At 64.8% G+C, this 26,514-nt stretch carries 33 protein-coding genes; 24 read left to right on the plus strand and 9 right to left on the minus strand.

Annotated elements, in window-relative coordinates; all coding sequences use genetic code 11:
- Window positions 1-307 precede the first annotated feature (307 nt).
- The 6 genes from rpsL (at window position 308) to CETAM_RS02185 (ending at window position 6,373) form a co-directional block, all read left to right on the plus strand.
- Complete coding sequence (gene rpsL / locus CETAM_RS02160) at window positions 308-679, plus strand: 30S ribosomal protein S12 (RefSeq protein ID WP_042620700.1); 372 nt, start codon at window positions 308-310, stop codon at window positions 677-679.
- 3 nt (window positions 680-682) lie between these two features.
- Window positions 683-1,150 carry a 30S ribosomal protein S7 gene (gene rpsG / locus CETAM_RS02165; RefSeq protein WP_156226869.1) on the plus strand — a complete coding sequence of 156 codons (468 nt, stop codon included), beginning with the start codon at window positions 683-685 and terminating at the stop codon, window positions 1,148-1,150.
- A 316-nt stretch (window positions 1,151-1,466) separates the two neighbouring features.
- Window positions 1,467-3,590 (plus strand): elongation factor G, encoded by a 2,124-nt coding sequence (gene fusA, locus CETAM_RS02170; RefSeq protein ID WP_156226870.1) that lies wholly within the window; start codon window positions 1,467-1,469, stop codon window positions 3,588-3,590.
- Between the two features lie 369 nt (window positions 3,591-3,959).
- Window positions 3,960-5,150 (plus strand): elongation factor Tu, encoded by a 1,191-nt coding sequence (gene tuf, locus CETAM_RS02175; protein ID WP_156226871.1) that lies wholly within the window; start codon window positions 3,960-3,962, stop codon window positions 5,148-5,150.
- A 90-nt stretch (window positions 5,151-5,240) separates the two neighbouring features.
- On the plus strand, window positions 5,241-5,651 hold the full coding sequence (gene panD, locus CETAM_RS02180; RefSeq protein WP_156226872.1) for an aspartate 1-decarboxylase: 411 nt from the start codon (window positions 5,241-5,243) through the stop codon (window positions 5,649-5,651).
- Window positions 5,652-5,668: 17 nt separating this feature from the next.
- Window positions 5,669-6,373: a hypothetical protein gene (locus CETAM_RS02185; RefSeq protein ID WP_156226873.1), complete on the plus strand. Its 705-nt coding sequence runs from the start codon at window positions 5,669-5,671 to the stop codon at window positions 6,371-6,373.
- Between the two features lie 23 nt (window positions 6,374-6,396).
- Here CETAM_RS02185 and CETAM_RS02190 read toward each other — a convergent pair whose 3' ends face one another.
- From CETAM_RS02190 to CETAM_RS02215, 6 genes are read right to left on the minus strand one after another with little or no spacing between them, the layout of a single operon-like run.
- Window positions 6,397-6,954 carry an Asp23/Gls24 family envelope stress response protein gene (locus tag CETAM_RS02190; protein WP_156226874.1) on the minus strand — a complete coding sequence of 186 codons (558 nt, stop codon included), beginning with the start codon at window positions 6,952-6,954 and terminating at the stop codon, window positions 6,397-6,399.
- Window positions 6,951-7,493 carry a DUF6286 domain-containing protein gene (locus CETAM_RS02195; protein WP_156226875.1) on the minus strand — a complete coding sequence of 181 codons (543 nt, stop codon included), beginning with the start codon at window positions 7,491-7,493 and terminating at the stop codon, window positions 6,951-6,953. The genes CETAM_RS02190 and CETAM_RS02195 overlap by 4 nt, the downstream gene beginning before the upstream one ends.
- Entirely contained in the window at window positions 7,483-7,941 is a 459-nt protein-coding gene (locus tag CETAM_RS02200; protein WP_156226876.1) for an Asp23/Gls24 family envelope stress response protein, read from the minus strand. The genes CETAM_RS02195 and CETAM_RS02200 overlap by 11 nt, the downstream gene beginning before the upstream one ends.
- Window positions 7,942-8,127, minus strand: a complete 186-nt coding sequence (locus CETAM_RS02205; RefSeq protein ID WP_156226877.1) for a hypothetical protein — start codon at window positions 8,125-8,127, stop codon at window positions 7,942-7,944.
- Window positions 8,124-8,456 (minus strand): hypothetical protein, encoded by a 333-nt coding sequence (locus CETAM_RS02210; RefSeq protein ID WP_156226878.1) that lies wholly within the window; start codon window positions 8,454-8,456, stop codon window positions 8,124-8,126. Before CETAM_RS02210 ends, CETAM_RS02205 begins: the two co-directional genes overlap by 4 nt.
- Window positions 8,419-8,916: an Asp23/Gls24 family envelope stress response protein gene (locus CETAM_RS02215; protein WP_156226879.1), complete on the minus strand. Its 498-nt coding sequence runs from the start codon at window positions 8,914-8,916 to the stop codon at window positions 8,419-8,421. The genes CETAM_RS02210 and CETAM_RS02215 overlap by 38 nt, the downstream gene beginning before the upstream one ends.
- 539 nt (window positions 8,917-9,455) lie before the next feature.
- On the opposite strand from CETAM_RS02215, the gene rpsJ reads away from it, so the two are divergent.
- From rpsJ to CETAM_RS02290, 15 genes are all read left to right on the plus strand, one after another.
- A complete protein-coding gene (gene rpsJ, locus CETAM_RS02220) occupies window positions 9,456-9,761 on the plus strand; it encodes a 30S ribosomal protein S10 (protein ID WP_003848085.1) in 306 nt (101 codons plus the stop codon).
- Window positions 9,762-9,793: 32 nt separating this feature from the next.
- Window positions 9,794-10,450 carry a 50S ribosomal protein L3 gene (gene rplC, locus CETAM_RS02225; RefSeq protein WP_156226880.1) on the plus strand — a complete coding sequence of 219 codons (657 nt, stop codon included), beginning with the start codon at window positions 9,794-9,796 and terminating at the stop codon, window positions 10,448-10,450.
- Window positions 10,447-11,100 carry a 50S ribosomal protein L4 gene (gene rplD, locus CETAM_RS02230; protein ID WP_156226881.1) on the plus strand — a complete coding sequence of 218 codons (654 nt, stop codon included), beginning with the start codon at window positions 10,447-10,449 and terminating at the stop codon, window positions 11,098-11,100. The genes rplC and rplD overlap by 4 nt, the downstream gene beginning before the upstream one ends.
- Window positions 11,100-11,405: a 50S ribosomal protein L23 gene (gene rplW, locus CETAM_RS02235; protein ID WP_156226882.1), complete on the plus strand. Its 306-nt coding sequence runs from the start codon at window positions 11,100-11,102 to the stop codon at window positions 11,403-11,405. The genes rplD and rplW overlap by 1 nt, the downstream gene beginning before the upstream one ends.
- Before the next feature lie 23 nt (window positions 11,406-11,428).
- Window positions 11,429-12,265, plus strand: coding sequence for a 50S ribosomal protein L2 (gene rplB, locus CETAM_RS02240; RefSeq protein ID WP_156226883.1), 837 nt, complete (start codon window positions 11,429-11,431; stop codon window positions 12,263-12,265).
- A gap of 16 nt (window positions 12,266-12,281) precedes the next feature.
- Window positions 12,282-12,560 (plus strand): 30S ribosomal protein S19, encoded by a 279-nt coding sequence (gene rpsS, locus CETAM_RS02245; protein ID WP_156226884.1) that lies wholly within the window; start codon window positions 12,282-12,284, stop codon window positions 12,558-12,560.
- A 2-nt stretch (window positions 12,561-12,562) separates the two neighbouring features.
- Window positions 12,563-12,925: a 50S ribosomal protein L22 gene (gene rplV / locus CETAM_RS02250; RefSeq protein ID WP_156226885.1), complete on the plus strand. Its 363-nt coding sequence runs from the start codon at window positions 12,563-12,565 to the stop codon at window positions 12,923-12,925.
- Complete coding sequence (gene rpsC / locus CETAM_RS02255) at window positions 12,926-13,675, plus strand: 30S ribosomal protein S3 (RefSeq protein ID WP_156226886.1); 750 nt, start codon at window positions 12,926-12,928, stop codon at window positions 13,673-13,675. It begins immediately after the preceding gene.
- Between the two features lie 2 nt (window positions 13,676-13,677).
- Window positions 13,678-14,094 carry a 50S ribosomal protein L16 gene (gene rplP, locus CETAM_RS02260; RefSeq protein WP_156226887.1) on the plus strand — a complete coding sequence of 139 codons (417 nt, stop codon included), beginning with the start codon at window positions 13,678-13,680 and terminating at the stop codon, window positions 14,092-14,094.
- Window positions 14,094-14,324, plus strand: coding sequence for a 50S ribosomal protein L29 (gene rpmC, locus CETAM_RS02265; RefSeq protein WP_156226888.1), 231 nt, complete (start codon window positions 14,094-14,096; stop codon window positions 14,322-14,324). The genes rplP and rpmC overlap by 1 nt, the downstream gene beginning before the upstream one ends.
- Before the next feature lie 2 nt (window positions 14,325-14,326).
- On the plus strand, window positions 14,327-14,611 hold the full coding sequence (gene rpsQ / locus CETAM_RS02270; RefSeq protein WP_156226889.1) for a 30S ribosomal protein S17: 285 nt from the start codon (window positions 14,327-14,329) through the stop codon (window positions 14,609-14,611).
- Between the two features lie 504 nt (window positions 14,612-15,115).
- Window positions 15,116-17,590, plus strand: coding sequence for a SpaA isopeptide-forming pilin-related protein (locus CETAM_RS02275; protein WP_156226890.1), 2,475 nt, complete (start codon window positions 15,116-15,118; stop codon window positions 17,588-17,590).
- Between the two features lie 198 nt (window positions 17,591-17,788).
- A complete protein-coding gene (locus CETAM_RS02280) occupies window positions 17,789-19,354 on the plus strand; it encodes a SpaH/EbpB family LPXTG-anchored major pilin (protein WP_156226891.1) in 1,566 nt (521 codons plus the stop codon).
- Window positions 19,355-19,502: 148 nt separating this feature from the next.
- A complete protein-coding gene (locus CETAM_RS02285) occupies window positions 19,503-20,435 on the plus strand; it encodes a class C sortase (protein WP_231587551.1) in 933 nt (310 codons plus the stop codon).
- A gap of 5 nt (window positions 20,436-20,440) precedes the next feature.
- Window positions 20,441-21,289 (plus strand): SpaH/EbpB family LPXTG-anchored major pilin, encoded by an 849-nt coding sequence (locus tag CETAM_RS02290; protein ID WP_156226892.1) that lies wholly within the window; start codon window positions 20,441-20,443, stop codon window positions 21,287-21,289.
- A gap of 16 nt (window positions 21,290-21,305) precedes the next feature.
- Here CETAM_RS02290 and CETAM_RS02295 read toward each other — a convergent pair whose 3' ends face one another.
- Entirely contained in the window at window positions 21,306-22,898 is a 1,593-nt protein-coding gene (locus CETAM_RS02295; protein ID WP_156226893.1) for a GTPase, read from the minus strand.
- A gap of 4 nt (window positions 22,899-22,902) precedes the next feature.
- Window positions 22,903-24,591, minus strand: coding sequence for a dynamin family protein (locus CETAM_RS02300; RefSeq protein ID WP_156226894.1), 1,689 nt, complete (start codon window positions 24,589-24,591; stop codon window positions 22,903-22,905).
- A 248-nt stretch (window positions 24,592-24,839) separates the two neighbouring features.
- On the opposite strand from CETAM_RS02300, the gene rplN reads away from it, so the two are divergent.
- Genes rplN through rplE form a run of 3 tightly spaced genes read left to right on the plus strand, consistent with a single transcriptional unit; the run spans window position 24,840 to window position 26,080 of the window.
- Window positions 24,840-25,208 (plus strand): 50S ribosomal protein L14, encoded by a 369-nt coding sequence (gene rplN / locus CETAM_RS02305; protein WP_156226895.1) that lies wholly within the window; start codon window positions 24,840-24,842, stop codon window positions 25,206-25,208.
- Window positions 25,209-25,523, plus strand: coding sequence for a 50S ribosomal protein L24 (gene rplX, locus CETAM_RS02310; protein ID WP_156226896.1), 315 nt, complete (start codon window positions 25,209-25,211; stop codon window positions 25,521-25,523).
- Between the two features lie 2 nt (window positions 25,524-25,525).
- Complete coding sequence (rplE, locus tag CETAM_RS02315) at window positions 25,526-26,080, plus strand: 50S ribosomal protein L5 (protein WP_156226897.1); 555 nt, start codon at window positions 25,526-25,528, stop codon at window positions 26,078-26,080.
- A gap of 100 nt (window positions 26,081-26,180) precedes the next feature.
- Here the strand turns inward: rplE and CETAM_RS02320 are convergent, their stop codons facing one another.
- Window positions 26,181-26,465 carry a GNAT family N-acetyltransferase gene (locus CETAM_RS02320; RefSeq protein WP_156226898.1) on the minus strand — a complete coding sequence of 95 codons (285 nt, stop codon included), beginning with the start codon at window positions 26,463-26,465 and terminating at the stop codon, window positions 26,181-26,183.
- Window positions 26,466-26,514: the final 49 nt, after the last annotated feature.

Below are 26,514 nucleotides of genomic sequence, written 5' to 3' on the forward strand. Positions count from 1 at the left end.
TGCGGGAGAGTTTCCGGGAAAATTTCCGGCGTCCTACCGGCGATTCCTCGATCGGCCCCCACTTTCCGGGCAGGCCGTGGTGGGGAGGGATTTGGGCTGAAGAGTTGTCCTGCTGTAGGGTCAACAGCTAGTCCCACTTCTCCATGGTGGGGGCCTGCACTTTCCCCGTAAGCCAGCGAGAGCGGCCGACGGGCTTTCGCACGTTTAAAAGACGTGCGGCCACGTCGCAGGCGAGAAAGAGACTCTCAGCAAGTTTTCTCGGTCGGCTCATCCGGCCGGATAAGCCGATCAACACAGAAAGACGGATATGCCCACTATTCAGCAGCTGATCCGCAAGGGTCGCCACGACAAGACCGCAAAGGTCAACGCCGCGGCCCTCAAGGGTTCCCCGCAGCGTCGTGGCGTGTGCACCCGCGTGTACACCACCACCCCCAAGAAGCCGAACTCCGCTCTGCGTAAGGTCGCCCGCGTGCGCCTGACCACCGGCATTGAGGTCTCCGCCTACATTCCGGGCGAGGGCCACAACCTGCAGGAGCACTCCATGGTGCTCGTTCGCGGCGGCCGCGTGAAGGACCTCCCGGGTGTCCGTTACAAGATCGTCCGCGGCACCCTCGACACCCAGGGTGTCAAGGACCGCAAGCAGGCCCGTTCCCGCTACGGCGCCAAGAAGGGACAGTAAAGAATGCGTAAGAACCGTGCTCCCCAGCGTCCCGTAGTCAAGGACCCGGTCTACAGCTCTGAGGTTGTGACCCAGCTCGTCAACAAGGTGCTCATCGACGGTAAGAAGTCCACCGCCGAGCGCATCGTCTACGGCGCCCTCGAGGCCTGCCGTGAGAAGACCGGCACCGATCCGGTCGGTACCCTCGAGAAGGCTCTGGGCAACATCCGCCCGGACCTCGAGGTCCGCTCCCGCCGCGTCGGTGGCGCCACCTACCAGGTTCCGGTTGAGGTCCGCCCGGGCCGCTCCAACACCCTGGCACTGCGTTGGCTGGTGACCTTCACCCGTCAGCGTCGTGAAAACACCATGGTCGATCGTCTCGCCAACGAGATCCTGGATGCGTCCAACGGTCTCGGTGCATCCGTGAAGCGCCGCGAGGACGTCCACAAGATGGCAGAGGCCAACCGCGCCTTCGCCCACTACCGCTGGTAGTAGGACAGAAACCACACATGGCCCAGTCGACAGTCGTGTCCGCGACCGCCTCTCACCGGCCCACCGTCATGGTGGCTCGGTCGGGTCGGCCGTGAACCGACTCGTCGGTGGGCCATTGGTGTCTTTCGAGGGTGATACCTCGGGACGGCTCATGACGCGTGATCATTGGGTGCCGCAGGGCCTGATGCGGGGAAGTATTTCTCCCGCTGATGCCGGCGCGGGCAATCAATGGCAGAATTGAACGAGAACTATCCACCGACGACGCCTGAGGCACACCCGCCCCGGACGTCAAAGATCTACAAGTTGGGGTAAGACTGTGGCACAAGAAGTGCTTAAGGACCTGAGCAAGGTCCGCAACATCGGCATCATGGCACACATCGATGCCGGTAAGACCACCACCACCGAGCGCATCCTCTTCTACACCGGCATCAACCGCAAGGTTGGCGAGACCCACGACGGTGCTTCCACCACTGACTGGATGGAGCAGGAGAAGGAGCGTGGCATCACGATCACCTCCGCTGCCGTCACCTGTTTCTGGAACAACAACCAGATCAACATCATCGACACCCCGGGTCACGTCGACTTCACCGTCGAGGTCGAGCGTTCCCTGCGTGTCCTTGATGGCGCTGTCGCCGTCTTCGACGGCAAGGAGGGCGTGGAGCCGCAGTCCGAGCAGGTCTGGCGTCAGGCCGCCAAGTACGACGTGCCGCGTATCTGCTTCGTCAACAAGATGGACAAGCTCGGTGCTGACTTCTACTACACCGTCAGCACCATCATCGACCGCCTCGGTGCGAAGCCGCTGGTCATGCAGCTGCCGATCGGCGCTGAGGATGACTTCGACGGCGTCGTCGACCTGCTCCAGATGAAGGCCCTGATGTGGCCCGGCAAGACCGAGATCGGCACCGAGGCCTCCGTCGAGGAGATCCCGGCCGAGCTGCAGGAGAAGGCCGAGGAGTACCGCGAGAAGCTCCTGGAGACCGTCGCCGAGTCCGACGAGGCTCTCATGGAGAAGTACTTCGGTGGCGAAGAGCTCACCATCGACGAGATCAAGGGCGCGATCCGCAAGATGGTCGTCAACTCGGAGATCTACCCGGTCTACTGCGGTACCGCCTACAAGAACAAGGGCGTTCAGCCCCTGCTCGACGCCGTCATCGACTTCCTGCCGAACCCGCTGGACATCGGCGAGGTCGAAGGCCACGCCGTCGGAGACGACTCCACCGTCCTGGTGCGTAAGCCCTCCGCCGACGAGCCGTTCTCGGCCCTGGCCTTCAAGATTGCCGCGCACCCGTTCTTCGGCAAGCTCACCTACATCCGCGTCTACTCCGGTCGCGCGGTCCCGGGTGACCAGGTGGCCAACTCCACCAAGGGCAAGAAGGAGCGCATCGGCAAGATCTTCCAGATGCACTCCAACAAGGAGAACCCGGTGGAGGAGGCCCGCGCGGGCAACATCTTCGCCGTGATCGGCCTGAAGGACACCACCACCGGTGACACCCTCTGCGCCACCGACAACCAGATCATCCTGGAGTCCATGGACTTCCCGGCCCCGGTCATTCAGGTCGCCATCGAGCCGAAGACCAAGTCCGACCAGGAGAAGCTGGGCACCGCGATCCAGAAACTGGCGGAGGAGGACCCCACCTTCACCGTCACCCAGGACGAGGAGTCCGGCCAGACCGTCATCGGCGGCATGGGCGAGCTCCACCTCGACGTCCTCGTCGACCGCATGCGTCGCGAGTACAAGGTCGAGGCCAACGTCGGCGCTCCGCAGGTCGCCTACCGCGAGACCATCCGCAGGCCCGTCGAGAAGCTCGAGTACACCCACAAGAAGCAGACCGGTGGTTCCGGTCAGTTCGCTAAGGTGATCATCTCCATCGAGCCCTACGCCCCGGGCGAGGACGAGCTGGAGGAGGGCCAGAACCCTCTGTACCACTTCGAGAACGCCGTCACCGGCGGCCGTATCCCGAGGGAGTACATCCCCTCCGTTGACGCTGGTATCCAGGACGCCATGCAGTACGGCTACCTGGCAGGCTTCCCGCTGGTCAACGTCAAGGCCACCCTGCTCGACGGCCAGTACCACGACGTCGACTCCTCGGAAATGGCGTTCAAGATCGCCGGCTCCCAGGCTCTGAAGGAGGCCGTCGCCAAGGCCAAGCCGGTTCTGCTCGAGCCGCTCATGGCCGTGGAGATCACCACCCCGGAGGAGTACATGGGTGACGTCATCGGTGACGTCAACTCCCGCCGTGGCCAGGTCAACGCCATGGAGGACCGTGCCGGCGCCAAGCTGGTCAAGGCTAAGGTTCCGCTGTCCGAGATGTTCGGCTACGTCGGTGACCTGCGCTCCAAGACCCAGGGTCGTGCAAACTACTCCATGGTCTTCGACTCCTACGCTGAGGTTCCCGCCAGCGTTTCCGAGGCGATCATCGCCGAGCGCACCGGCAACTAGTCGGATCTCTCTCCCGTCGGAGCCACTTCCCTGAATGCTTCCCGATGCCCCGTGCCGGCGTCGGGAAGCGGGGTAGTGTGTCCGACATCATGGGAGGGTAGCGGTCGGGCTGAGCAACCACCTTCTTCGAGGTGGCGGCTGAGCCGGCCGTTACCCCCTGTGAGATCCCGGATTCACAGCCGTGTTCGCACGGTCCGGAAACCCGGGCTGCGGTTTGAAAAAACAGCGGTAGAAATCTAGGATCGTGTAACTGGCACATTGTGAAATCGTTATTGACGCCGACCTGTCACAGGGTCGGATGGTGATGACGACTGTCAACCAACGTGGCTGCGAACGTCGTAGCCACCATGAAGTCCAGGAGGACATACAGTGGCAAAGGCCAAGTTCGAGCGTAAGAAGCCCCACGTCAACATCGGTACCATCGGTCACGTCGACCACGGCAAGACCACCACCACGGCCGCCATCACCAAGGTCCTGGCTGACGCGTACCCGGATGAGAACGAAGCTTTCGCTTTCGACGCCATCGACAAGGCGCCGGAGGAGAAGGAGCGTGGCATCACGATCAACATCTCCCACGTCGAGTACAACACCCCGAAGCGCCACTACGCGCACGTCGATGCCCCGGGCCACGCCGACTACATCAAGAACATGATCACCGGTGCTGCTCAGATGGACGGTGCCATTCTCGTCGTCGCCGCCACCGATGGCCCGATGCCGCAGACCCGTGAGCACGTGCTCCTGGCCCGCCAGGTTGGCGTTCCCTACATCCTCGTCGCCCTGAACAAGTGCGACATGGTTGACGATGAGGAAATCATCGAGCTCGTCGAGATGGAGGTCCGCGAGCTTCTGGCTGAGCAGGACTACGACGAGGACGCCCCGATCGTCCACATCTCCGCTCTGGGCGCCCTGAACGGCGAGCAGAAGTGGGTCGACTCCGTCCTGGAGCTCATGCAGGCCTGCGACGACTCCGTCCCGGACCCGATCCGCGACACCGACAAGCCGTTCCTGATGCCGGTCGAGGACATCTTCACCATCACCGGTCGTGGCACCGTCGTCACCGGTCGTGTCGAGCGTGGCTCCCTCAAGGTGAACGAGGAAGTCGAGATCATCGGCATCAAGGAGAAGGCCACGTCCACCATCGTGACCGGTATCGAGATGTTCCGTAAGCTCCTCGACTACACCGAGGCCGGCGACAACTGTGGTCTGCTGCTCCGCGGCATCAAGCGCGAGGACGTTGAGCGCGGCCAGGTCATCATCAAGCCGGGCGCTTACACCCCGCACACCGAGTTCGAGGGTTCCGTCTACATCCTGTCCAAGGATGAGGGCGGCCGTCACACCCCGTTCTTCGACAACTACCGCCCGCAGTTCTACTTCCGCACCACCGACGTCACCGGCGTCGTGAAGCTGCCGGAGGGCGTCGAGATGGTCATGCCGGGCGACAACGTCGACATGACCGTCACCCTGATCCAGCCGGTCGCCATGGATGAGGGCCTGCGCTTCGCTATCCGCGAGGGCTCCCGCACCGTCGGCGCTGGCCGCGTCACCAAGATCCTGAAGTAATACACTTCACGTATCTGATCTGAAAGGGCCCGGAGGAATTTTCCTCCGGGCTCTTTTGGTATTTGGGTTTCTGCGGGTATCTTCTTTCTCATGCTCAGAACCATCCTCGGCAGTAAGATCCACCGCGCCACGGTCACCCAGGCGGACCTCAACTACGTGGGTTCCGTCACGGTCGACGCCGACCTGCTCGCAGCAGCCGGCCTCATCGAGGGGGAGAAGGTCGCGATCGTCGACGTCACCAACGGCGCCCGCCTGGAGACCTACGTCATCACCGGCCGCCCCGGCACCGGCGAGATCTGCATCAACGGTGCAGCGGCGCACCTGATCCACCCGGGGGACATCGTCATCCTCATCTCCTACCTGCAGGCCACCCTCGACGAGGCCCTCGAGTATGAGCCGCGCATCGTCCACGTCGACGAGAACAACCGCATCGTGGCACTGGGCAACGACATCGCCGAGGCTGTCCCGGGCTCCAATACCGTCTCCGCCCGGAACATCTAGCCGCCGTGCAGGACCCCATGCGCATACCGGGCGTACTCGACGCCGTCCGCCGTGCGTGGGAGGGGCAGCCCGAGCTCTCCCTGCCGACGCTTTTCGGGATCCTGGCCAACCAGGGAGTCGGTTGGGGCGCCTCCGACGAGGATCTGCTCCGCGCCCTGTCCACGACCGAGCGCACCCATCCCGGAACGCTCCCGCTTGTCGACGCCCGCGTCACCTCCCGCTACCTCCTCCTCACCGAGTCCCCCGAGCACCGCGTGATGGTGGACCCGTGGCGGGTCATCGTCCGTCGCCCCGGTGTCTCCGCGCAGCCCGGGGTGTGGGACTACGCCACGATCCGTCCGGCCTTCGTCGGTTCCCCGCTGGTGATCACCTCCGCGGAGGGGATCGATCACCGCCTGGGGGTGCTCGCGCGCATCTCGCTTCTCGACGCCTCCCCGGATCCCGGCATCGCCGATCTCACCGGCATCCGGCGCCGCGATCTGGGGGACGCGGTGTATCTGGTGACCCTCAGGGACGGGGACACCGTCGTCCTCTCCCACGGTTTCGACCGTTTCACAGCGGGCCGGCGCAGCCTGGACCACGAGGCCCGCCCGTGGGACTCGCTCGTGGCCTGCAGCCCGGGGCAGCCGCTGGTGGTGCGGAGCCCCGGTGGTGGGCGAGCACTGGAGTACGCGGAGGTCCGGGACATTCTCCTTCTGGAGGACGAACCCCTCAGCGAGTGAACGCACCTCCCCGGTGGCGGCGGTCAGCGCTCGACGGGGAACAGGTGGAGTTTGAAGATGGTGTCGACATCAATGCCCGGCGTGGCCGCGCGGAACTGTCTTTCGGTCCGGCTGAGTGCACTCCGCAGGGCAGGGACGTCCGCATCGGCGCGGGCCCGGACGGTGAGGGTCATCGTCGGCCTGTCCCAGGAATCCGCGACGTTGGCGTGGACTGCGTCGACCCGGGGAAGCTCCTCCACCTCCCTGGCAATGGCGTCGGCGAGGGTGGCCAGGTCGAGTTCGATGGTGCCGCGGTCGTCGGACGTGGGGGAGACGACCCGGTTGATCCGGTATCGGCGCAGGTTGAGGGCGATGAGAAATCCGCCGATGACCGCGCTCACCAGGAGGATGCCGACGAGTGCGAGGTCGAACCAGACCTGCTCGGGGGCGGCACGCCAGGCGGGGAAATCGATCAGGTCCGCAAGGTTCTGGGCGAAGGGGACATTGAGGAATAGCCCGATGACCCAGGCCCCGCCGGCGAGTGCGAGCAATCCGGTGATGAGGACGACGGTGCGGTCAAAGAGTGCGATCCGGTTGTTCATCGGTTGGCCTCCTCCAGTGGGCGCCGGCGGACCCGCAGGTTGAGGTCGAGCCCCAGGTCCGCCAGCAGGGGCGTGAGGGTGGCGTCGACGGCGGGGGAGAGATCGGCGTCCCCGAACCCGGTGGTGATGCTGACGGTGGCGCTGCGGCCGGAGACGTGGCTGGCGGCCGTGGCCACACCGGGCACGGCGAGGGCGGCGCCGGAGAGCATCCGGGCGATGTCGACGGGACGCATCCAGACGGATGCCTCGGAGGCGACGGCACGGTGGGTCCGTGTGCGGGGACGGACAGCGACCCACACCAGGAAGCCGCCGAGAAGCAGGGCGCCCAGGCCGGCGGGAAGCATCCAGGGTTGGAAGGTGGCGTTGCCGATGGTCATGACGATCGGATTCACCCAGCTCTCCCAGTGGATCGACCGGGAGTTACGCAGCCACAGCTCCCGGGCGCAGACGACCGCCACGGCCAGCAGGATCAGCCCCAGGAACACCGCAGCGTAGCGGGCCCAGGGGTTCGCACGTGGGGGGCGGCGGTCAGCGGACACGGTTCCCCCTCACGGTGATCGGCCGCAGCGGCACCGGCGGTCGGGTGTGGGGCGGCCGGACCGGGGTCGGGTGGACGGTGACAGGGCGGAGGCGGGGTCGGGTGGGGTGGGCGTCGAGAAGCTCGGCCGGGACGGGACGCCCGCGGACGACGGGACCGACCACCACGTTGACGTGGGTGGCGGCGAGGCCGGTGTAGTCGCGGACCCAGTCGGCGATGGTGGTGCGCACCGTCAGGGCGACGGTGGTCACGGGCGAAGGCCAGGCGACGGCTATGAAGGCCTCGATGCTGCAGGTGCGGGAGGTGTCGTCGACGATGACGTCGAAACGCGGGTAGGTCCTGCCGGCGGGGCGTTCGAGACTGCGGCCGAGTTCGATGGTGCCGGGTACCGACGCGGCGGCGGCGGCCACGATGCGGGAAACCGCCCGGTCGCTGATTTTCACTCCCATTCAGCCCCGACCCCCGAGGTTGCGGAAGAGGGTGCGCAGATCGATGCGCCGGTCCAGGTGTGCGCCGATGAGGCCGCCGACAGCGCCGAAGACGAGCGCGTAGAGCAACCCCGCCCAACCGCCGAGGATGACGGCGAAGGCCAGTGCCAGCCCGATCAGGGCGCCGGTGAGTGTGTGCCTGCTCATGAGGGTCCTCCGGTGGCCTCGTCGAAGTGGACGTCGACGGGGACGTCCAGAGAATGCTTCACCACGCCGCGCACCATCGCCGCGATCTCCGCCAGTGGTCGCGGGTGGTCCAGGTCGACGACGAGGTGCACTTCGAGGGCCGAGGGGGTGCGGCGCAGGCCGTTGACGCGGTGCCGGGGGTAGAGCAGGGCGATGTCGCCGTACCTGCCGGCATGCAGGCCCGCGACCCCGGGGAGGGCGCGGATCCCGGCGGACAGCCGGTCGGCGACGGCACGGTCGACCGGGTCGGCGCTACTGAACGCGCGGGGCGTGGTCGGGCTGCTGGGCATCGGGATCCTCTTCGGGGCCGAAATCGAGGTGGACGTCGTGGACGAGGACATTGACCTCGGTGACCTCGAGGCCGGTCATCCGCTCTATCGCGGTGATGACGTTGCGGCGGATCGCCTCCGCGAGCTCATGGATGGCCACCCCGAATTCGGCGACGATGGTCACGTCCACCACAGCCTGGTGTTCACCCACCTCGACGTGGACCCCCGGCTGGCTGAGGGTGGGGGAGCCGGCGAAGGAATCGCGGAGGGCGCCGACCACGCGGGCCGTTCCCCCGCCCAGCGAGTGCACACCCGAAACCTCCCGGGTGGCCAGGCCGGCGATCTTGCTCACGACGATGTCCTCGATCCGGGTGATCCCCCGGGAGGCGGGGGCTCCGGTGGATCCGGCGACTCCGGTGGTCCCGGTGGCTCCGGTAGGGACGGCAGGGGTCGTGCCTGGCGTCAGGTTCTGCTCCGACATGATGTGGCTCCTACAACAATGAGGATGCTTGCGTGATGCCCATAGTAGTTCAGCCGGCGGATTGTGTTTCGGGTGTGTGACATGGTTTAATACGTAGGTTGCTTTAACACGACGTTTGCCCGGGCATAGCCATGTGGTCATCGTCGCTGGTGAGGCGAACATGACACCTTCGTCAGACAGTCCTGCTGGACCGGCTGGGAAGGCTCTGCAATCGGGTCAAAGTCGCCTTCACAGGTTGGACACACCCGAGCGTGGAACCGGAGAAGGGGCATGGCAAATAAACAGCGGCAGTACGCAAGGGCCCACGCTTATCGCGAGATAACTGATCCCTTCCTAACTTGACACACGGGTCTTGTACCCCGTCAGGAGCACTACCGGGTGTTGTTTGTTCATCGCCCCGGAAACCTCCCGGCCAGTCATGGCAGTCAGGAACTGGCGTTGTGCCCAGGCCCATTGCCCGGACAACGTTATAGAGAAATCGAAAAGCGAATTCCCACCGCTCCATCACGGATGTGGGACAAGCGAGGAAGAGGATAAGCGTGGCCGGACAAAAAATCCGCATTCGGCTTAAGGCCTACGACCACGAGGCGATCGACGCATCCGCTAAGAAGATCGTCGAGACTGTCACCCGTACGGGTGCCCGCGTCGTTGGACCTGTGCCTTTGCCCACCGAGAAGAACGTGTACGCCGTTATTCGTTCTCCCCACAAGTACAAGGATTCTCGCGAGCACTTCGAGATGCGCACTCATAAGCGCCTCATCGACATCCTCGACCCGACGCCGAAGACGGTTGACGCGCTCATGCGCATCGACCTTCCGGCCAGCGTCGACGTGAACATCCAGTGATCGACGAAATACTTGGCAGCGGAGAATAAATAATGAGTGAATACGAGATCAAGGGCATTCTGGGCACCAAGCTCGGCATGACCCAGATCTTCGACGAGGACAACCGGGTCATCCCGGTCACCGTCGTCGAAGCTGGGCCGTGCGTGGTGACCCAGATTCGCACCAAGGAAACCGATGGCTACACCGCCATCCAGATTGCCTACGGCGAGATCGACCCGCGCAAGGCCACCAAGCCTGCCGCAGGTCACTACAAGAAGGCCGGCGTCACCCCGCGCCGCCACGTGGCTGAGATCCGCGTGGATGACGTTTCCGGTTACGAAATCGGCCAGGACATCACCGTCGAGATCTTCGACGGCGTCCAGTTCGTCGACGTCACCGGTCAGTCCAAGGGTAAGGGTTTCGCCGGCGGCATGAAGCGACACGGCTTCAAGGGCCAGGGTGCCTCCCACGGTAACCAGGCTGCACACCGCCGCGTCGGTGGCATCGGTGCCGCCGCGACCCCGGGTCGCATCTTCAAGGGCAAGAAGATGGCCGGCCGCATGGGTAATGACCGCGTCACCACCCAGAACCTCAAGGTTCAGAAGATTGACGCTGATGCCAACCTGCTGCTCATCAAGGGAGCAATCCCGGGCAACCGTGGTGGCATCGTCACCGTTAAGACCGCAGTGAAGGGCGGTGCTCACGCATGACCAATCTGAAGCTCGACGTCCAGACCGCTGACGGTAAGACCGACGGCCAGGTTGAGCTGCCGGCTGAGATCTTCGACCGCGAGGTGTCCATCGCTCTGATGCACCAGGTCGTCAACGCCCAGCTCGCAGGCGCCCGTCAGGGCACCCACTCCACCAAGACCCGTGCAGAGGTCGCCGGCGGTGGCCGCAAGCCGTACCGCCAGAAGGGAACCGGCCGCGCCCGTCAGGGCTCGATCCGTGCTCCGCACTTCTCCGGTGGTGGCATCGCACACGGCCCCAAGCCGCGCGACTACAGCCAGCGCACCCCCAAGAAGATGAAGGCCGCCGCACTCGCAGGCGCGCTGTCCGACCGCGCTCGTAACGCACGTATCCACGTGATCACCGAGCTCGTTCCGGGCCAGTCCCCGTCGACCAAGTCGGCACGCACCTTCATCGAGCGCCTCACCGGCCGCAAGTCGGTTCTGCTCGTCGTCGGCCGCGAGGACCTCAACGCCCGCCGCAGCGCCAGCAACCTGCCCGGAGTCCACGTCCTGGACGCCGGACAGCTGAACACCTACGACGTTCTCAAGTCGGACGATGTCGTGTTCTCCGTTGAGGCCCTGCACGCCTTCATCAACCGCACCACCGGTGTGGACCAGGAGGAGAACTAATGGCCAAGATCGCTAACCCGCGCGATATCATCATCGCTCCGGTTGTCTCGGAGAAGTCGTACGGTCTGATGGAGCAGAACGTGTACACGTTCCTCGTCAACCCGGCCTCCAACAAGACCCAGATCAAGATTGCCGTGGAGCAGGTCTTCGGCGTCAAGGTGTCCTCCGTGAACACCGCTAACCGCGACGGTAAGCGCAAGCGCACCCGCACCGGTTACGGCCAGCGCAAGGACACCAAGCGCGCCTACGTCACGCTCCGCAAGGGCAGCGACTCCATCGACATCTTCGGCGGCTCCGCCTCCTAAGGGTCGAGAGAAAAGGACACATTATGGCTATTCGTAAATACAAGCCGACAACTCCGGGTCGCCGTCAGAGCTCCGTCTCCATGTTCGACGAGATCACTCGTTCGACCCCGGAGAAGTCTCTGCTGCGCCCGATCCACAAGACCGGCGGCCGTAACACCCACGGTCACATCACCACCCGTCACAAGGGTGGCGGTCACAAGCGTCGCTTCCGCGTCATCGACTTCCGTCGTAACGACAAGGACGGCGTGCTGGCCAAGGTCGCTCACATCGAGTACGACCCGAACCGCACCGCGAACATCGCACTGCTCCACTACTTCGACGGCGAGAAGCGTTACATCCTCGCTCCGAAGGGCATCAAGCAGGGCACCGTCGTGGAGTCCGGCCCCAACGCCGACATCAAGGTCGGCAACAACCTGCCGCTGCGCAACATCCCGACCGGTACGACCATCCACAACGTCGAGCTGAAGCCGGGCGCCGGCGCCAAGCTCGCGCGTTCCGCTGGTTCGTCCATCCAGCTGCTGGGTAAGGAAGGCAACTACGCAATTCTGCGTATGCCGTCCACCGAGATCCGCCGCGTTGACATCAGCTGCCGCGCCACTGTCGGCGAGGTCGGCAACGCCGAGCAGATCAACATCCGCTGGGGCAAGGCCGGCCGTATGCGCTGGAAGGGCGTCCGCCCGACCGTCCGTGGTGTCGTGATGAACCCGGTCGACCACCCGCACGGTGGTGGCGAGGGTAAGACCTCGGGTGGTCGCCACCCGGTGTCGCCGTGGGGCCAGAAGGAAGGCCGCACCCGCAACCCGAACCGTTATTCCAACAACCAGATCGTGCGTCGCCGCCGGTCCAACAAGAAGCGCTAAGAGGAGGTAAAACGATATGCCACGCAGCCTTAAGAAGGGCCCGTTCGTCGATGAGCACCTCCTCAACAAGGTGGATGCTCAGAACGAGGCCGGAACCAAGCAGGTCATCAAGACCTGGTCCCGCCGTTCCACCATTCTCCCCGATTTCATCGGCCACACTTTCGCCGTCCACGACGGTCGCAAGCACGTACCGGTGTTCGTGGATGACTCCATGGTCGGCCACAAGCTCGGCGAGTTCGCAGCCACCAAGACCTTCAAGGGTCACATCAAGGACGACAAGAAGGGACGTCGATAGCGATGAGTGAGACCATCACCTCCGCACGCGCGACGGCCAAGTACGTCCGCACTTCCTCGCAGAAGGCTGGCCGTGTCCTGGACCTCGTCCGTGGCAAGTCTGTCGCCGAGGCACTCGCGATCCTGAAGTACGCTCCGCAGGATGCATCCAAGGCCATCGCCAAGGTTGTCGCCTCCGCAGCGGCCAACGCCGAGAACAACTTCGGCCTGGACCCGCGCACCCTGGTCATCTCCGAGGCATACGCCAACGAGGGTCCGACCATGAAGCGTTTCCAGCCGCGAGCTCAGGGCCGTGCTTTCCACATCCGCAAGCGTTCGAGCCACATCACTGTCGTGGTCGAGAGCCAGAAGGAAGGGGCCAAGTAAGTGGGCCAGAAGATTCATCCTCACGGCCTCCGGCTGGGCATCACTTCCGACTGGAAGTCCCACTGGTTCGCCGAGCAGAACTACGCTGACTATGTCGCTGAGGACATCAAGATCCGCGCTTTCCTGTCCAAGGGACTGGATCGCGCCGGTATCGCCGATGTCGTCATCGAGCGCACCCGTGACCGCGTCCGCGTCGACATTCACACCGCCCGCCCGGGCATCGTGATTGGTCGTCGTGGTGCTGAGGCCGACCGCATCCGCCGTGAGCTGGAGAAGCTCACCGGCAAGATGGTCGCCCTCAACATCCTCGAGGTCAAGAACATCGACGCCAACGCGAACCTGGTTGCCCAGTCCATCGCTGAGCAGCTCGTCAACCGCGTCGCTTTCCGTCGTGCAATGCGCAAGGCCATCCAGTCCGCCATGCGCCAGCCGCAGGTCAAGGGCATCAAGGTCGTGTGTTCGGGTCGTCTCGGCGGCGCCGAGATGTCCCGCACCGAGCGCTACCACGAGGGTCGCGTTCCGCTGCACACCCTGCGCGCCGAGATCGACTACGGCATCCAGGAGGCCCACACCACTTTCGGACGCATCGGCGTCAAGGTGTGGATCTACAAGGGTGACGTCGTTGGTGGCCGTCGCGAGTCCGAGATCAATGCACCGGCTGCACGCCGGGATCGCGGCGGTGACCGCGATCGTCGTCCGCGCCGCGGTGGCCAGCGTCGTCAGCGCGCAGAGCAGAATCAGGAGGGTTAAGAATGCTTATCCCTAAGCGCGTCAAGTACCGTCGCCAGCATCGTCCGACCCGTTCCGGCATGTCCAAGGGTGGCAACAAGATCACCTTCGGTGACTACGGCATCCAGGCTCTCGAGCCGGCCTACGTCACCAACCGCCAGATCGAGTCCGCACGTATCGCCATCAACCGTCACGTCAAGCGTGGTGGCAAGGTGTGGATCAACATCTTCCCGGATCGCCCCCTGACCCAGAAGGCACTCGGTGTGCGTATGGGTTCCGGTAAGGGTGCCGTGGAGAAGTGGGTCGCCAACGTCAAGCCGGGCCGCATCCTCTTCGAGATGTCCTACCCGGATGAGGCAACCGCCCTCGAAGCTCTGCGCCGCGCCGCCCAGAAGCTGCCCTGCAAGGTCCGCATCATCAAGAAGGAGGACCAGTTCTAATGGCAACCGGTACCCCCGCATTCGAGTTCCGCGAGCTTGATGCCGCTGAGCTTGATAACCGCCTGAACGAGGCCAAGGAAGAGCTGTTCAACCTGCGCTTCCAGCTGGCCACCGGTCAATTGACCAACAACCGCCGCCTTCGCACGGTCAAGCGCGACATCGCCCGCATTTACACCGTTATCCGCGAGCGTGAGCTGGGCCTGTCCGTCGTTCCGGGAGCTGAGGCTTAATTATGAGTGAGGCAAACGTGAACGAGAACCAGCAGGAGAAGGGTGCACGCAAGGTCCGCACCGGCGTCGTGGTTTCTGACAAGATGCAGAAGACCATCGTCGTCGAGCTTGAGGACCGTAAGCAGCACGCTCTCTACGGCAAGATCCTGCGCACCAGCTCCAGGGTGAAGGCGCACGACGAAGAAGAGATCGCCGGTATCGGTGACCTCGTCCGTATCCAGGAGACCCGTCCGCTGTCCAAGGACAAGCACTTCCGTCTCGTGGAAATCGTCGAGAAGGCCAAGTAAGCACCAGCTGCTTATCGACGCCTGATCGTCCCCCGGCCCCGCACTCAACCGTCACTGGTTGTGTGCGGGGTTTCGGCGATTCAGGGCTGTGCTTGGATTCACCGGGGGAGGCGTGAATGCTGGTTGAACTCGACGAGGACGCGATGGGGGTGGCGGCAGGGGTATATCTGGCCTGGGAAAAGCCGCCCGCGATCCTTGTTGTGACAAGCATCGCATATGCCTCTCGCCGCATGCTATGCCAGCTGACTTTCCGGTGAAGCACAGGAAAAGGCCAGCTGGGGGCGTTGCGCACCCCCTGGTGTCGGGGCACCGCACGGGGGTGGGGGAGGTAGCTGAGGGGTCTGTCGAAAGCGATTCCCGTTATCGTCCCTTTATTTTGCCGTTATCTGTTCGCGATTCGGGCTAATCTTCGCCGGAAGTGTTTCCACGTTAAGTGTCCGGCAGGTTACGGGAGGTTCGATGCCGAATCCACAGGGAAGTTCGCCACAGCGGCGGGTGTCCCGCATGAGCGGTCTCCTCCGCTCCCGCGGGGCGCTGCTCTTCGCCGTCGTCACTGTTGCGCTGCTCGTCTTCGCGCTGGCCTCTTTCCCCTCCACCGGCCCGGCCACGGCCGCCCCCGCCGAAACCGCGACCGTCGACGAGGAGGGCCTCGCCGATCCGTACGCCGGCCCCGACGCCGATGAGCTGGATGCCGCACTCGACCAGTTTCTGGGTGAACCTGCCCCGGAGACGGGCGCCTCTGTCCCGACTGAGGAGACCGAGGAGCTGCTGCCTGCCCTCGAGTCCCTCACCGAGGCACTGGCGGTGCAGGAACCCGGTGTCACCGTCGAGCGCACCGTTTTCGGCACCACCGTCACCCTGGACCTGACTGAGGCGGGCGTCGCCCCGAACGCCGACGGCGTCATTGCCCTCGCCCGTTCCGGTGGGGGAGATGTCTACGAGGTCGAGACCGGCACCGTCGACGCCGAGGAGGTCCCCGCCGAGTCCCTCGCGTACCTCAACGAGGATTCCGTGGACCTTGACTACGTGTTTGTTCGGGTCGAGCCGGGTACCGAGCCGAAGACGATCAGCCTCACCCTGACCACCGATCCGATCGAGGACACCGCTGATTACCGGGCAGTGGCCTCCCAGGATATTCCGTCCACACTGGGGCTCTTTCAGGAGGCCGGACCTTCCGCGATGGCGATGCTGGCGCCGCTTGTCTCGCTGCAGCCGGACGCCATGGAGGTTCATCCGGACGATGAAGTGGAGATCGACTCCACCTACAACCACAGCAACAGCCGTTCCGCCGGTACCGCGGGTGGCGCATACGTGTTCGTCCGGGCCGACGAAACCGCGACCCTGAGTTCAATCGTCGTGCGCATCAACAGCAGTAACCGCTCTTTCCTGGAGATGGCCAACAGCCCGCGCCTCTGGTACGACGGGATCGCCCCGAACAACACCGTCGGCTGGCCTTATCAGTATCTTTCGGGACAGCCCAGACTTGAATTTCAGGCGATCGAAATGGACGGGAATCGGCTGATCGAGATCCGTATCCCGGTGGAGTTGGCAGTCGATTCGGGCGAGTACCTTCGACTTCACCTTCCTTTCAATTTCAACGATCCGACCGCCGAGACTCTGGAAATTCACCTCATGGCCGCCCCAGCCGTCGACCTCGGCATCGAGAAGACCTTCACCGGCATCCAGGGCGGCCGCTTCACCTGGGACGTCAAGGTCACCAACCGCAGCACCTACGGTTCCCGGGGATTCACCGTGGACGACGTGGTCCCCGCCAAGTACACCGGGGTGAGAGTCGACAGCTACGGCACCTCCGGATGGATCACCCCGCCAACCTTGAACGGCAACACCCTTGCCTTCTCCCACGGCAGGTTGCCTGGCGGTGCCACAGCCACGTTCAAGCTCTCGGCGGCGGCCGTTCCAGATTCTCGTCAGTGCATGGAGAACACCGCGACCGTCACCGGTGGAGATTTCGACCCAGTCCCGGAGAACAACATCGATTCGGACGGCGCCTGCCCCCTCCAGGTGAAGAAGACCATTGTCGATGTCAACGGCGACGAAAAAATCGACGTTGAGGACACCAACCAGCCCGGCCCGGACGAAAGCACCCTTAAGGTCTCTTACACCGTTGAGGTGACCTACGACCCGGACGATCCGGCCGCGCCCGCCACGGACACCTACACGCTGACGGACACGCCGCACTTCCCCGACGAAACTCCAGTCATGGGGGGCAGGGTCACCTCTGACAGGGCCGGATACACCCCGATTGATTTCCCTGCCGGGACCCCGGTTCCGTGGACTCTGACGCCGGGCCCGGTGACGATCGCCAAGGGCCAGACGCACAAGTACACCATCGACGTGTATTACACCCCGCCGCAAAAGGATCCCACCAACGAGGACTGGGCCATGTGCACTGACGACACTCCCGGCCGGGGACTTTACAACGAGGCCACCATCACCACCTCACAGCTGTTCACCTTCACGGACGACGACTGCGGCCCCATCGTCAAGGACATGCCCGTCACCATCGAGCTGATCAAGCACGGCGACGACACGTCCAACCCACTGGGCGGCGCAGTTTTCGCCCTCTATGCCGCAAACGAGGACGGACTCCTCGGTGAGTGGATCAAGGACTTCACAGCAGGTACCGACGGACGTCATCTCATCGAGGACATTGATCCGGACAACAGGTACTTCATCGTCGAGAAGCAGTCCCCCCAGGATTACAGCCTGCTGCCAGCCCCGGTCCGGGTGGACATCACCCGCGACGCACAAGGCAAGGCAACTGCCGCGATCGACGAGTCCAGCCAGATCACCGCGCAACTCGGCACTGCTCCCACCAATGACACCATCGTCATCACCGTGGCCAACGTGCGCATCGGAGATCTGCCGGACACCGGTGGCATCGGAGTATGGCCCTTCTTGATCATCGCGGCAGGACTGTTTGCTGCGGCTGGTGTGACAGCGCGTCGCGAACCATAGCCACCTGAAGAACTGAAACGACAAGGACAAGAGATGAACCATCCACAGCCCCGGCGTCGAGCAGGGCCCTTCGACGCCGCGGGAGCCACAGGACACCACCCATGACCGGTTGACCTCAACTCTCACCCACTCTTCATCACGCGGTGCCCCGCCTCTGTAAGGGCCCGGCGTATCCATCCTCTCTTGAAAGAGAACATCATGACCACTCGCGTTCAGCGCTCCGCCGCTGTCGTCGCCGCTTTCGGCATCGCACTGTCCACCGCCGCCATCGGCGCCCCGGCTTTTGCTCTGGAGACTGTTACTCCGGTTACTGTCCCGGGTTCCAACGTGGACCCCGCAACGGACACCTCGCTGACCATCAAGAAGTACCTGAACCCGACTTCCGTCGGCACCCCGACGGGTAACACCGGTGACAGCACCTTCGGTGATTTGGTGGAGGGCATTCAGTTCACGGTCACGGAGATCCTGGATGCTGATGGAAACTCGATCGACATGACCGACAACGGCATCTTCCAGACCGCATCGCGGCTCCAGGCATCGGACTTCGCAGGCGGTGCTCTTCCGATCGGTTACACCCTGGGTAGCTCTGTCTCGGTCACGACCGATGCGAACGGAACTGCTGTTTTCACCACCTTGGGTCAGGGCGTGTTCCTCGTCGAGGAGACCTCTACTGCGGGTGCGAAGGTCGGCGGCATAGATGTTTCGGGCTCCATCACCCCGTCCGCACCGTTCATCGCTTTCCTGCCGATGACCAAGGTCACCACGGGAGGCTCCATCGAGTGGAACTACAACCCGATCGCTTACCCGAAGAACTCGTCCCAGACCGCCACCAAGGCCGTCGATGACGACAAGGAAAATGTCGGCGACACGATCAAATACACGATCACCACCGATATCCCGAACCAGGTCGACAACACCAGGCTCCTGAACAAGTACGTCATCACCGACACGCTTGACTTGCGTCTGACTCCGCCAGCAGAGGGTGATGTCACCGTGGCACTGTCCACCGGCCCCCTCGACGCGGGTGACTACATCGTTGATGTCACAGGCCAGGTGGTCACCGTGACGTTCACTGTTGACGGTCTCGAGACCCTGCGTGCCAACCAGGATGCTCAGGTCATCACCATGATTCCGTCCGTGATCAACTCTGCCGGTGCCCCGAATGGTGAGAGCTTCAATCCGATCTCCAACTCGGCCAATCTGACCACCAACAACGGTACCTCCGGGGACATCGACACCCCGACCAATGCAGTCGATACCAAGATCGGCAAGCTGCAGATCGAGAAGATCAACGCGAACGACGAACTCCTCTCGGGTGCAGAGTTCGAGCTCTACCGCTGCACCACTGCTGGTGTTCTCGACGGAGCAGCGCTCACAGTCGGCGGGCAGTCGAAGTGGACCACCGTGGCGAACAACCCGCTCGTCATCAACGGCCTGCACATCACCGACTTCACCAACAATGTCTCCGGCGTCGAGGCGTACAAGTACTGCCTCGTCGAGACGAAGGCTCCGCAGGGCTACGAACTCCTGGCTGAGCCAGTCGTGATCACTTTCACCCAGGATGCAGTCCAGAGTCTCGCACTCGGTGACGACGCCCAGACCAAGGTCGTCGAGATTGAGAACGTCGCCAGCGTCTCCTCCCAGCTGCCTTCCACCGGTGGCATGGGTGTCGGCCTGCTCATCGCAGCCGGCGTCGGCCTCGTCGGTGCGGGCGCCTACGCGGCGAAGCGCAACTCCGACAAGTCGGATGCCGCAGAGGCCTAAAGGCTTCTCAGGTTCCCTCCGGTGAGGGGGAGGGGGCGTCGATAAGCGCTGCTTGTCCGCACCCCACCCTCCACCAACGCCTCGCGGGGAGGCGCACCATCCCCGCTCCTATAACCTATTTTTTCTCACCCACGGGAGAACCCGCACCGTGTCCCACGCCATTGACACCCCCCGCAAGAAGCCCGGCTCCGGCCGGCGTCGGGCGCTGCTGCCTGCGCTGCTGGTCATCATCGGCCTGGTGGTCATGCTCTACCCGGTGGTGGCCTCCCAGTGGAACAACCACGTCCAGCAGGAAGCCGCGCAACGCTACGAGGACCTGGTGCAGGAAACCGACCCGGTCTACCTCAACGAGCAGGTGGAACGCGCCCGGGCATACAACGAGGCGCACACCGACGGCCCCATCCTCGACCCGTGGCTCGCGCGCGTGAACGAGGACAACCTGGATTATCAGGAGTACCTGAAGCAGCTTGCCGGTGCGTCCGCGATGTCCCACGTGGCCATCCCCAGCATCGAGTCCAGTCTGCCCGTCAACCACGGCACCACGGACGCGGTGCTGCAGAAGGGCCTGGGTCACCTCTACGGCTCGGCCCTGCCCGTCGGCGGCGAGGGCAACCACACCGTGATCACCGGCCACACCGGCCTGACCAACGCCACCCTGTGGGACGACCTCATCAATGTGAAGGAAGGCGACGCCATCTACGTCTCCACCTACGGTGAGCGGATGAAATACGAGGTCCACGGCATCGAGACGGTCCTGCCGGATGAGACCGACAGTCTCAGGTCAGTGGCGGGCGAGGACCTGCTCACCCTGATCACGTGCACCCCCTACGGAATCAACACCCACCGCCTGCTCGTCCACGCCCACCGGGTGCCCATGGACCCGGCCGAGGAATCCGTGTTCAAGGACTCCGCCAAGCTCATGCAGTGGTGGATGTGGCTGGTTGTGGCTTTCGCAGCCCTGGTGCTGCTGGCCCTGATCTGGTGGCTGCTCCGCAACGCCCGCCGCAACCGGGCCGCGGCTGCCGCCATCGCCGGAGACATGACCCCGGCCCCGACCCCGCGCACCACCGACCAGGAGTGACCGATATGACCGGACGCAGGCTCAGTGCCCTCACCCTCGCGGTGGCCGTCACCGCCGGTTCCTTCGCCCTCGGTGCGGGACCCGCGGCGGCGCCCGCGGACGCCCGGACGGTGATCGGCGTGGTCACCGAGCAGGACATCTCCCGGATTGACCCCGACCGCACCGTGGACCTGACCATCCGCAAGGCCAGGCCCAACCCCTACGACCAGCCGCCGCTGAGCTCGGAAGGCAAGCCGCTGGCACCCCTGGGCGGCTCCGTGTTCACCGTCGCCCGCGTGAGCGGCGTCGACCTGACCACGCAGGCCGGCTGGGACGCCGCCCGGGGCATGACCCTGGCGCAGGCGCGTGACCGCGGCCTGGAGCCGGGTGTCACGGCCACCACCGACACGGAGGGCAGGGCCTACTTCACCGGCCTGCCGATCGGGTTGTACTACGTCACCGAGACCCCGCCGGACACCCCCGGCCAGCGCTACCCGGTCGCGGCACCCTTCCTGATCACCCTGCCGGTGGGCCATATCGACGGACATTCCTGGGCCTACACGGTGGAGATCGAGGCGAAGAACGCCCCGGAACCCAGCAAGCCGATCATCGTGCTGCCCGTTCTACCCATCGTGGTGAAGCCGGGTTCGGGCTCCTCGATCCCCGGTGCGACGGCTACACCGGACACACCGGCTCCGATCCATCCCGGGGACACTCCGGGCAAACCCGGTGGACCAGGCGAACCCGGTGCGCCAACACGAAAGCTACCCTCCCTCGCGTCGACCGGCGCGTCCGTCCTGGGCGTGCTCGCCCTCGGCGCTGCACTCATCGGGGCGGGCCTCTTCCTGGTGCGTCGCAACCGCCGTCAGGCGTGACCGGGCGGGGAGTCTCCTACTTCCCGGCCGCCAGGCGGATCGCATCGAGGAACTGTGAGTACTGCCCGCGAATCTCCAGGAGGGGTTGTTCCACCGTCTCCGCCGAGATCTCCGAGACCTCTCTGCGCAGGGCACGACGGGTCCGCCACTTCACCGCGGATCCGATGGCCAGGCCGTGCACCGCGGTGAACATTCCCAGCGTGATGCCCAGCAACAGCCCACCGAGAATGAGCAGGGTGGGGATGGGCCAGCCCTCAACGTCAGGGATGATGTCATCCATCAGCGGGTACAGCACGCCCGGCAGGAACGCGGCCAGCAGATACCAGGCAACGCCGACCAGGGCCGCCAGCAGGGCAAGCCACTGGACCACGGTGAACACCCCCCACGCGCGGGAAGGCTGGGCGGGCAGCTCCGTTCGCGCGGCGGCGCGGTCCAGTTCCTCGGGCAAGGTATCGATGATGGACTCCGTGCGGTCGACGACGGCGCTGGTCCAGCGGTCGGGCAGCCCTGCGCTCACTTCGGCGGCGTAACCCCGCACGCCGCGGTTGGCCACCGCCCGGCTGGAGGCGTCGAGCGTGGGCATGGAGGAGCGGTGCACACCGGTCTTGTCGGCTTCCTCGCGCAGGCCCAGGCGTTTCAGAGGATCGGGTCGCAGGCGCAGCAACCATGAGGTGAGCAGCCAGCCGGTCTTCTGCCCCAGGCGCTTGCGGTAGGCGGCGGCGGTGATGTCGGCGAGGCGGTCGGAGCCGGCGGCGTCGGAAAGCAGGTCGTCCATCCACTCCTTGGCGGAGGAGGGGACCTCCTTCAGTCCCTTCTGCCCGGCCCAGGGGGCGGTGACGGTGGCGATGTCGGCCTCGATACGCGCCGTCTGGGCGGAGTGGGCGGCCGCGATCCGGGCGATGGCCGAGCGCAGCTCATCGATGCCGAAACGCGTTCGGGCGGAGGTGGTGATGACGGAGACCTTCTGCAGGCCGTCATCCTTGAGCAGCTGTTCCAGGGAGCGGCCCACCACCTTCCGGTCTGTTTCGGAGAGCCGGTCGGATTTGTTCAGCACCGCCAGGGTGACTGCGCTGTGGGAGGCGTGGGGGCGGATGAAATGGTCATGGATGATGCTGTCGGCGTATTTCTCGGGGTCGGTCACCCACACCAGGACGTCCACCTGGCCGGCGAGCCGCGTGGCGATCTCCCGGTGGACCGGTTCGACGGAGTCGAAATCGGGCAGATCCAGCAGGATCAGCGGGCCCGCGTCGGGGGCGAACTCGCCGGTGCGGTTGCGGCGGTCCTCCACCTTGAGCCAGTCGAGGAGTTCCTCCGAGCCGACCGGATCCCACACCGCCGCCAGGGGAGAGGAGGTGGTGGGACGACGGGCGGCGGTCCTGCCCAGGTCCTCGCCTACGACGGCGTTGAACAGCGAGGTCTTGCCGGAGCCGGTGGCGCCGAAGAAACCCACCACCGTGTGCTCGCCGGACAGTCTCCGTCGCTCGCCGGCGGCGTCGGCCACCCGTGCCAGGGCGGCGTGCTCAGCGGGGGAGAGGCGGGCACCACCCAGTGCGGCGGCCTCGTCCAGTGCGACGAGACGCTCCGTCAATGAGGCCTTCTTGCTGAACATCCCTTTAAGCCCCCGTCTGCTTCCGCACGTCACGCTCGGCGGCCTCGGTGGCCTCCCGCAGCTCTTTCGCCGAGGTGCCGCGGGTCAGTTCCCCGGTGACTGCCGTGTAGCGGGCGCGCTCCCGGGTGAAGAGTGCCTCGACGCGTGTGTTCAGGTCCTCGCGGGCCTGCCGGGCCATGCGGCGGACGGTGTCCTCGCCGAAGACGGTCTCCAGCATCTTCTGCCCGACGACCGCGGAACCGCCGGCGATGGCGATCTCCCCTCCCGTCAGACCTGCGGTGGAGGCGAAGACGACGAGCATCAGCGCCACGGTGATCACGTTCAGACCCAGCGACATGATGCGGGCGCGCTTGCGCTTGTCACCCGCGGTCGCCTGAATCGATTCGACGAGCCCGGCCTGCCACTGGCGGACCAGCTCGGCGGCCTGCTCGTTGATCTCCGGGTCGGCGTGCGCGAGTGAGGGATCGGCGGCGGCACGTAGCTCCGGGGCCACCGAACCGAGGTGCAGCCAGGTGCGGGTGGCGGCGGTCTCCGCGGCATCGACGACCACGGCGTGCAGGCCGGCCTCGATCTCCGTCTCCACCTCGCGTACGGGGGCGGGGCGGCCGGTGAAGAAACTGCCGAGGCGTCCCACCGCGATGGAGTACCAACGCTCGATGGAACGGAACGCATCCGAGGTGCCCACGAAGTCCTGCCACCGCTGCAGCACCTCCTTGCGCAGCAGGTTGCCGTCACTGGTGGCGTCGATGACCTGTTCCCGGGCACGCTCGTAGGTGTCGTCGAAGGCCTCGCCCAGCCGGGCACCGAACTCCTCCAGACGCTGGCGCTCCTGGGCCAGCCGTTCCACCCGTTCGCTGACGCTGCCCAGCGCACCCTGCACGGTCTTCGCCGCCATGGAGCGGCGGGCGGCGGCGTCCTCGGCCAGGTGGTGCAGGTGCCGGCGCAGCGGCGCGATCTCCTCCGCCGGCAGCAGGCCCTCGACCTGTCCGACGTCGGGGACGGTGAACAGGGTGGCATCCCCCAGGCCCGCCTCTGCCATCATGCGGCGCAGGTCATCGGGCACCGTCGCCAGGGCGTCCTCGTCGACACGGTTGAGCACGACGATCACCTCGATGTCGCGTCCGGCCGCGTCATGCAGGAAGTTCCACACCAGCTGATCGGCGTAGCGCGAGGGGGTGGTCACGAAGACCCAGAGGTCGGCGGCGGCCAGCAGCTGCGAGGCCAGCGCCCGGTTGCGGTCGTCGATGGAATCGAAGTCGGGGGCGTCGAGAAGCGCCAGGCCGGGGCTGACCGCCTCCGAGGCGACGGTGCGCAGTGAGGTCGCCGAAGGATTGGACCGCGCCTCGCCCTGCTCGCGGGCCAGACCGGGGAGAACGTGGCTGGAGTTGAACCACTCGGAATCGCCCGGGTTGGCCACCAGCACCGGCTGTCGGGTCGTCGGGCGGATGACCCCGGAGGTGGAGACCTGCCGACCCACGATGGCGTTCACGAGCGTCGATTTGCCACTGCCCGTCGAACCGCCGACGACGGCCAGCAGGGGGGCGTCGATGTTGGCCAGGCGCGGCAGGATGTAGTCGTCGATCTGGTCGACCACCGAGTGCGCCTCGGTCGCGGCGGACGGGTTCGTGGCGAACTCGGTCGCCGCCACCGCATCTCGCAGGCGGACCACGGAACCCAGCGTTGTCTCGATCACATCTTCATTGTTGCACGCGTGGTACGCGCGGGTTCGGGCATTTGGATTCTGGCCTGCGGATATGGTTCACTGTTCAAGTTGACCATGTTGGTCGGTGGAGCGGTTGGTTTTCCGGACACTCCGCCGAGACCCTTCGGCCGCCTTCAGTAGGCGAGTTCGTCGATGAGCGTGGGAAACAAGATACATCAGACCAGGTGCGTCCAGGCCGGAAATCTGGCGCACATCAATCCAGGTCAAGGAGACCCATCGTGATCCAGCAGGAATCGCGTCTCAAGATCGCCGACAACACCGGTGCACGGGAAATTCTGTGCATCCGCGTTCTCGGCGGTTCTGGTCGACGCTTTGCTGGCATTGGCGACACCATCGTCGCCACTGTCAAGGAAGCCGCCCCGGGCGGCAACGTGAAGGCCGGCGAAGTTGTCAAGGCCGTCATCGTCCGCACCAAGAAGGAAACCCGTCGTACGGACGGCTCCTACATCCGTTTCGATGAGAACGCAGCCGTCCTCATCAAGACCGACAACGAGCCCCGCGGCACCCGCATCTTCGGCCCCGTCGCACGTGAACTGCGCGACAAGAAGTTCATGAAGATCGTGTCGCTTGCACCGGAGGTGATCTAGTTGAAGATTCACAAGGGCGATATGGTCCTCGTCATCTCTGGCCCCGATAAGGGCGTCAAGGGCAAGGTCATCCAGGCGTTCCCGAAGACCGAGAAGGTCCTCGTCGAGGGCGTCAACCGCATCAAGAAGCACGTCGCCGACTCCTCTCAGGAGCGTGGCGCACAGTCCGGCGGAATCGTCACTCAGGAGGCCCCGATCCACGTCTCCAACGTGATGGTCCTCGACTCTGAGGGCACCCCGACCCGCGTCGGCTACCGCTTCGACGAAAACGGCAAGAAGGTCCGTGTTTCGCGCCGTAACGGGAAGGACATCTAAGCATGAGCGAGAACTACACCCCGCGTCTGAAGACCCGCTACCGCGAGGAAATCCGCAACAATCTCAACGAAGAGCTCGGCTTCGACAACGTCATGCAGATCCCCGGCGTGACCAAGGTCGTCGTCAACATGGGTGTCGGCGACGCCGCCCGTGACTCCAAGCTGATCAACGGCGCCCTCGAGGACCTGACGCTGATCACCGGTCAGAAGCCGCAGCTGCGCCGCGCCAAGACCTCCATCGCGAACTTCAAGCTGCGTGAGGGCATGCCGATCGGCGCCCGCGTCACCCTGCGTGGAGATCGCATGTGGGAGTTCCTGGACCGTCTGCTGACCGTGGCTCTGCCGCGTATCCGTGACTTCCGTGGTCTCTCCGACCAGCAGTTCGACGGCCACGGCAACTACACCTTCGGCCTCACCGAGCAGACCATGTTCTACGAGATCGACGTCGACAAGATTGACCGCCCCCGTGGTATGGACATCACCGTCGTCACCACCGCCACCAACAACGACGAGGGTCGTGCCCTGCTCCGCGAGCTGGGTTTCCCCTTCAAGAAGTAGGTAGCTCACCGACGCCCGACTTCGGTCGACGTCGAGTGAACACCCCCACCGAGATTTTCTCGGTGGGGGTGTTCTTCGTCTCCGGGTGCCGCGGGGCTGATCAGGGTTCGACGACCATGTCGAGGAACCGGGGGTGCTGGTTGAGGAAGGAACGCACCGCCGGGCAGCTGATCAGCACGTTGAGTTCGCGCCGGTGGATGTCCTCGAACGCATGCAGCGCCAGGTCCGCGGCCATGCCCTGACCGGAGAACTGCTCCGAGATCTCGGTGCGCGCCAGGTCGATGGTCCCGGTGACCTGGAGGTAGTTGAGGAAGCCGGCCTCCTGTCCGTTCACAGTCAGCACATAGCGGTGGTGGGGGGTGTCGTTGTGGATGGCGTGGGACATCTCGGTGACTCCAAGGCAGGGGTGCGGTTTCAGGTGACAGGGTACCTTC

It is taken from the genome of Corynebacterium comes (assembly GCF_009734405.1).
GTDB lineage: Bacteria > Actinomycetota > Actinomycetes > Mycobacteriales > Mycobacteriaceae > Corynebacterium > Corynebacterium comes.